The following is a 6,000-nucleotide window of genomic DNA, read 5'->3' as shown; positions in this document are numbered from 1 at the left end:
GGACGGCCGGTGACGGGCGTTCGCCGAGGCGCGGTCGCCAGGGTGCCCGGGCCTCCGTGGGAGTGCGGTGACGCGCGTTCGGGGAGGCGCGGTCGCCGGGATGCCCCGTGGACGGCCGGTGACGGGCGTTCGCCGAGGCGCGGTCGCCAGGGTGCCCGGGCCTCCGTGGGAGTGCGGTGACGCGCGTTCGGGGAGGCGCGGTCGCCCGGGCGCCCGTGGACGGCCGGTGACGGGCGTTCGCCGAGGCGCGGTCGCCAGGGCGCCCGGGGCCTCCGTGGGAGTGCGGTGACGCGCGTTCGGGAAGGCGCGGTGGCCGGGATGCCCGTGGACGGCCGGTGACGGGCGTTCGCGCCGGTGAGGGTGTGCCAGGGCTTCGCGGTGGTCACCGCTGCGAGAGGTCCGTGCCCGCCCCCGCGCCCTCCGGAGGTCCGGTCGGCCGCCGGTCGTGGCCATCCGTCCCACCCACGGCCGTCCGGTCCGGGGCGACCGCCTACTCTCGTAGGGCAGCTTCGGCACACCACCGGCACACACCTGGGACCTCTCTCGTGGCAGGACGCTTCGCACCCCGGCCGACCCTCCCCCACCGCCCTGACGGCGTGGGTGGCGCCGTCGTGCCCGTGCGCGGCGGGCAGGAGGCCGTCGTGGTCCCCGGTGCTCCCTGCGCCCCGGGTGCGTCCGGCGCGTCCGCCCCGAACGCCGCGTCCCGCGCGTCCGGGCTGGTGCCCCGGCCGGCCGTGGCGCCGGGACGGGTGCGGACCTGGGTGCCCGACGGACCGCTGGACCTCGGGCTGGTGCTGGGGCCGCTCAGACGCGGTGCCGGTGACCCGACCTTCCGGGCGGCACCGGACGGGTCGGTGTGGCGGGCCAGCCGGACGCCCCTCGGACCCGGGACGCTGCGGATCTCCGCGCGCGGCGGGCAGGTGCGCGGGCAGGCCTGGGGGCCGGGGGCCGAGTGGCTGCTGGAACAGTTGCCGGAGCTGCTCGGGGCCGCCGACGACCCGTCCGCCTTCGCGCCGCGCCACCGGCTGCTGGCGCTGGTCCGGCACCGGCGGCCGGGGCTGCGGCTGACGCGGACCGGGCTGGTGCTGGAGTCGCTGATCCCCTCGATCCTGGAGCAGAAGGTCACCACCGTCGAGGCGTACGGGGCGTGGCGGGTGCTCGTGCGCACGTACGGGGATCCGGCGCCGGGGCCCGTGCCCGGGCCGATGTACGTGATGCCCGCGCCCCGCACGTGGGCGCTGATCCCCTCGTGGGAGTGGCACCGGGCCAACGTCGACAGCAAGCGGGCGTCGACGATCCTGCGGGCCGTGCGGGTCGGCGCGCGGCTGGAGGAGTCCGTGCGGATGGCGCCGGCGGCGGCCCGGGAGCGGCTGGAGCTGGTCCCCGGGATCGGGCCGTGGACGTCGGCGGAGACCGTGCAGCGCAGTCATGGCGCGGCGGACGCGGTCACCGTCGGGGACCTGCATCTGCCGGGGATCGTGGGGTGGGCGCTGGCCGGGGACCGGTACGCGGACGACGAGGCGATGCTGCGGCTGCTGGAGCCGTACGCGGGGCAGCGGCACCGGGCGGCCCGGCTGATCCTGCTGAGCGGACGGGTGCCGCCGCGGAGAGGGCCGCGGATGCCCAAGGGGGACATCACCGGGCTCTGAGCGGGGAGTTGCGGGGCGGGGACAGGGATCCTGTTGCCGGGGGTCAGCGGCCCGGGTTGCCCGGTAGCGCCTCCGTGGTGGCCGTGGGCCGCGCTGCCCGTCGTCGCCTCGTGCCCCCGTGGGTCGCGCAGCCGTCGTCGCCTTGTGCTCCCGTGGGCCGCGCAACCCGGCGGGCCCCCGTGCCCCGTGGAACGCGCAACCCGCCATCACCTAGCGCCCTCGTGGGTCGCGCGGCCCGCCATCACCTTCGTGCCCCGATGGACCGCGCAGCCCGGCATCGCTTGTGCCCCCGGGGCCGCGCAGCCCGGCGTCGCTTGTGCCCCCGGGGCCGCGCAGCCCGGCGTCGCCAGGGCGGCCCCAGCCCGTCACAGGCAGGGACCGCCCCCAGCCGGGGCCGCAAACGCCCCTACTGGTCCGAGGAGAAGCGGACCGCGCCCGCCGGTATGCGGGCGTCGCACCACACCCGTACGCCCTCCCTCAGCTCGTTGTCGGCGCCGACGACCGCGCCGTCGCCGATGACCGTGCCGGTCAGGACGGAGCGGGTGCCGATGCGGGCGCCCGTGCCGATGAGCGAGTCGGTGATCACGGCGCCCGGCTCGATGACGGCGCCGTCCAGGATCGTGCTGCCGGACACCCGCGCGCCCTCGGCCACGAAGGCGCCCTCACCCACCACCGTTCCGCCGGTCAGCTTGGCGTCCGGCGCGACGACGGCCGTCGGCAGGACCAGGCGGTCGCCGCAGCGGCCGGGGACCGCCGGGGACGGCGCCCGGCCCAGGACCAGGTCGGCCGAGCCCCGCACGAAGGCCGCGGGCGTACCGAGGTCCAGCCAGTACGTCGAGTCCACCATGCCCTGCAGGTGCGCCCCGGCGGTCAGCAGCTCCGGGAAGGTCTCGCGCTCGACCGACACCGGCCGGCCCTGGGGGATGGTGTCGATGACCGAGCGGCGGAAGACGTACGCCCCCGCGTTGATCTGGTCGGTGACGATCTCCTCGGGCGTCTGCGGCTTCTCCAGGAACGCCAGCACCCGGCCCGTATCGTCGGTGGGCACCAGGCCGTAGGCCCGGGGGTCCGTGACGCGCGTCAGATGCAGGGAGACGTCCGCGCCCGTCGTGTCGTGCGTGCGCACCAGCGCGCGGATGTCGAGGCCCGTCAGGATGTCCCCGTTGAAGATCAGGACGGGATCGTCCGGACCGGAGCGCAGGCGCGGGGCCACGTTGCGGATGGCGCCGCCGGTGCCGAGCGGCTCCTCCTCCGTCACGTACTCGAGGTGGAGTCCGAGGGCGGAGCCGTCACCGAAGTAGGGCTCGAACACCTCGGCCAGGTACGACGTGGCGAGCACGATGTGCTCGACGCCGGCCGCCTTGGCGCGGGCCAGCTGGTGCGTCAGGAACGGCACACCCGCCGCCGGGACCATCGGTTTGGGGGTGTGCACCGTGAGCGGGCGCAGCCGGGTGCCCTTGCCGCCGACCAGGAGGATCGCTTCTGTCACCTGTCGTCTCTGCTTCCTGCCGGGACCGGCCGATCTGTTGTTCGGCCGGACAGTTTATGCAGATCGCCGTCCACGGCCCCGAGGGCCGTGGGCTGTGCCGTCGTCAGCGGCCCTGGTAGCGCGCCGCGGTCGCGCGGGCCGTGCCGAGCTTGGCGTAGAGCTGCCGCCCCGGGCAGTCGGTGGCGAAGCCGTCGCGGTGGCCGGAGATCACGTTCAGGCGCACGTTCTTTCCCTTTGCGTACAGGTTGCCACCGCCGGACTTCAGGTATGTCGTGCTCTTGGGGTTCATCCCGTAGAGCCCGAGCTTCCAGGCGGTCAGCTGGGCGACGGCCTGCACGGTGGCCGCGGGGGGCTTGGACTTGCTGTAGGTGCCGATGACGGCGACCCCCATGCTGTTGCTGTTGAACCCCATGGTGTGGGCGCCCAGCACCGCCCTCGCCACGCCCCCGGCACGGCCCTCGTAGATGCGTCCGCACTTGTCGACGAGGAAGTTGTAGCCGATGTCCCGCCAGCCCATGCTCCTGACGTGGTAGCGGTAGATGCCACGGATGACCGACGGGGCCTGGGCGCAGGTGTAGTTGTTGCCCGAAGCCGTGTGGTGGACGAAGGCCGCCTTCACCTTCGTCGTGTAGACGAAACCTCCCCTGCGCAGCTTCTCGTCCGCGCCCCAGCCACGCCGGATGACGATGCCCGGGCGCGGTCCGATGTACGGCTTGGCACGCTGCGACGCCGTCGGTTCCTCGCCGCGCAGGGTGAACATCTCCTTCTCCGTCGCCGCCTTGCCGAGCGCCGGGATCTCCGTGGCCCCGGGCGGGGCGAGACCGGCGCCGGCGGCGGACACGGCCCGCGCCGCGGAGGCCGCGGTCGCCGTGGGCGCGCCGGCCGCCCCGGAGGGCCCGGCCGCCCGGGCCGCGGTGCGCGGGAGGCCGGCCTCGGCGTTCCGCGCCGCGGAGGCCGTGCCGGGATCGACGAGTTCGACGCGGAGCCCCGAGGGCAGCGGCAGCCCGGGGCCGCTTCGCCGGTGCCCGGTGCCGGAGTCCGCGCGGACCCGCACCTCGACGCCGTCGGAGTCGCCCACCCACAGGGGCGCGGTGGCCCCGCGCACCCGTCCGGAGGTGCGCTCCGGGCTGCCGGGGTCGGCGCCGTGGGCGGCGTTGTGGACCTCGACGTCCTGCCATCCGGACCAGGCGCCGGGGGCGGCCGCGCGGGTGCGGACCTGGACGGTCCCGTGCAGTGCGGTGTCCGGGTCGTCCCAGACCACGCCGACGAGGGAGAAGTGCCGTACGGCGGCGCGGTACAGGCCCTGCTCGCGGGCGCCGGTGGCGCGGTCGGGATCGAGGGGGACGAGGGGCAGGGACTGGGTGCTGCCGGGGACGGCCTGCCCGGCGGTCCGCCCGCCCGCGGCGGCCACGCCCGCGGCCGGGAAGGGGCTCGCGGCCGCGGGGAGGGCGAGCGGGAGGGCCAGGACGGCCGCACAGCCGGCGCCGAGGGAGAACGCAAGGAATCCGTATCCACGCATGCCCCTGATCTTGGACATAATCAGATATTCCTGTCCATACGGGAGCTGACGGACCGTCGGCCGGTGCTCCGCCGAACCGGTGGCCCCGCCGCCCCCCGGCCGGGCGGTGCGCCGCGTACCCTTGCCCGGGTGAACGCCACCGAACGCACCCCCGCCGACCTGCTGCGTTCCGCGCTCGCCGCGGACCCGGGACGCCCCCTGGTGACCTACTACGACGACGCCACCGGCGAGCGCGTCGAATTGTCCGTGGCCACCTTCGCCAATTGGGTGGCCAAGACCGCCAACCTCCTCCAGGGCGACCTCGCTGCGGGCCCGGGCGACCGGGTGGCGCTGCTGCTGCCGGCGCACTGGCAGACGGCGGTGTGGCTGCTGGCCTGCGCGTCGGTGGGGGCGGTCGCGGACGTCGACGGGAACGCGGCGGCGGCCGACGTCGTGGTGAGCGGGCCGGACGCGCTGGAGGCGGCGCGGGCCTGCTCCGGGGAGCGCGTCGCGCTGGCGCTGCGTCCGCTCGGCGGCCGGTTCCCGCAGCCGCCGGAGGGCTTCGTGGACTACGCCGTCGAGGTGCCGGGGCAGGGCGACCGGTTCGCCCCGTTCGCGCCGGTGGACCCGGAGGGCCCGGCGCTGATCGTGGCCGGTGCCGAGTACACGGCGGCCGAGGTCGTGGAGCGGGCCCGTGCGGACGCGCCGTCGCTCGGCCTGACGGGACCCGGCTCCCGGCTGCTGTCCGGCCTGCCCTACGACACGTGGGAGGGGCTGAGCGCCGGGCTGTACGGGCCGCTGGCCGCCGGCGGATCGGTGGTGCTGTGCCGCAACCTCGACCGGCTGGACGAGGAGAAGCTGGCCCAGCGGGTCGAGAGCGAGCGCGTCACGGCCACGGCCCGCTGACCGGCGCAGCGGTTCGGGGGTCACGGCGGCCCGGCCGACCACCCTCGGCAGCCCCGGCCCGTCCGCGCAGCCCAGGCCCGCCCCCGGCGAGCCGGACGGGCGGCGCGGCGCGTGACGGCTCCGCCCTCGACTGGCCGCCTGGCCGCCCGGGGGCCGGCGGCCGCGCGACGACCCCGGGCACAGCGGGCCGCACGGCCGTCCGGACGGCGCGGCGCGACGGGCACCACGGCCCCGCGAGCGCCGTCCGCCGAAGCCCACCCGCGACAGCTCGGCCGGCCCAGGCCCGGCCCAGGCGAGCCGGACGGGCGGCGCGACGCGTGAAGACTCCGCCCTCGACGGGCCGCCTGGCCGACCGGGGGCCGGCGGCCGCGCGACGACCCCGAGCACGGCCGTCCGGACGGCGCGACGCGACGGCCACCACGGCCCCGTGGGCGCCGTCCGCCGAAGCCCACCCGCGA

The 6,000-nt window shown here is 76.7% G+C and carries 4 protein-coding genes; 2 read left to right on the top strand and 2 right to left on the bottom strand.

Annotation, left to right across the window (positions count from 1 at the left end; genetic code table 11):
- Positions 1 to 716 precede the first annotated feature (716 nt).
- Positions 717 to 1,649: a DNA-3-methyladenine glycosylase 2 family protein gene (locus ABZ920_RS27330; protein WP_361510399.1), complete on the top strand. Its 933-nt coding sequence runs from the start codon at positions 717 to 719 to the stop codon at positions 1,647 to 1,649.
- Positions 1,650 to 2,055: 406 nt separating this feature from the next.
- Here the strand turns inward: ABZ920_RS27330 and ABZ920_RS27325 are convergent, their stop codons facing one another.
- Together ABZ920_RS27325 and ABZ920_RS27320 are read right to left on the bottom strand one after the other, a co-directional pair.
- Positions 2,056 to 3,138, bottom strand: a complete 1,083-nt coding sequence (locus ABZ920_RS27325; protein ID WP_361510346.1) for an NDP-sugar synthase — start codon at positions 3,136 to 3,138, stop codon at positions 2,056 to 2,058.
- Between the two features lie 103 nt (positions 3,139 to 3,241).
- Entirely contained in the window at positions 3,242 to 4,675 is a 1,434-nt protein-coding gene (locus tag ABZ920_RS27320; protein WP_361510343.1) for a peptidoglycan recognition protein, read from the bottom strand.
- Between the two features lie 111 nt (positions 4,676 to 4,786).
- On the opposite strand from ABZ920_RS27320, the gene ABZ920_RS27315 reads away from it, so the two are divergent.
- Positions 4,787 to 5,542 (top strand): TIGR03089 family protein, encoded by a 756-nt coding sequence (locus ABZ920_RS27315; RefSeq protein WP_361510340.1) that lies wholly within the window; start codon positions 4,787 to 4,789, stop codon positions 5,540 to 5,542.
- The last annotated feature ends 458 nt before the right edge of the window (positions 5,543 to 6,000 follow it).

Origin of the sequence: Streptomyces sp. NPDC046831 (genome assembly GCF_040645305.1) — a bacterium.
Classification (GTDB): domain Bacteria; phylum Actinomycetota; class Actinomycetes; order Streptomycetales; family Streptomycetaceae; genus Streptomyces.
This window is presented reverse-complemented; position numbering and strand designations above follow the sequence as displayed.

Coding starts and splice junctions, on each gene's coding strand:
- ABZ920_RS27320 (WP_361510343.1), bottom strand. CDS start 4,675: ATGTCCAAGATCAGGGGCATGCGTGGATACGGATTCCTTGCGTTCTCC.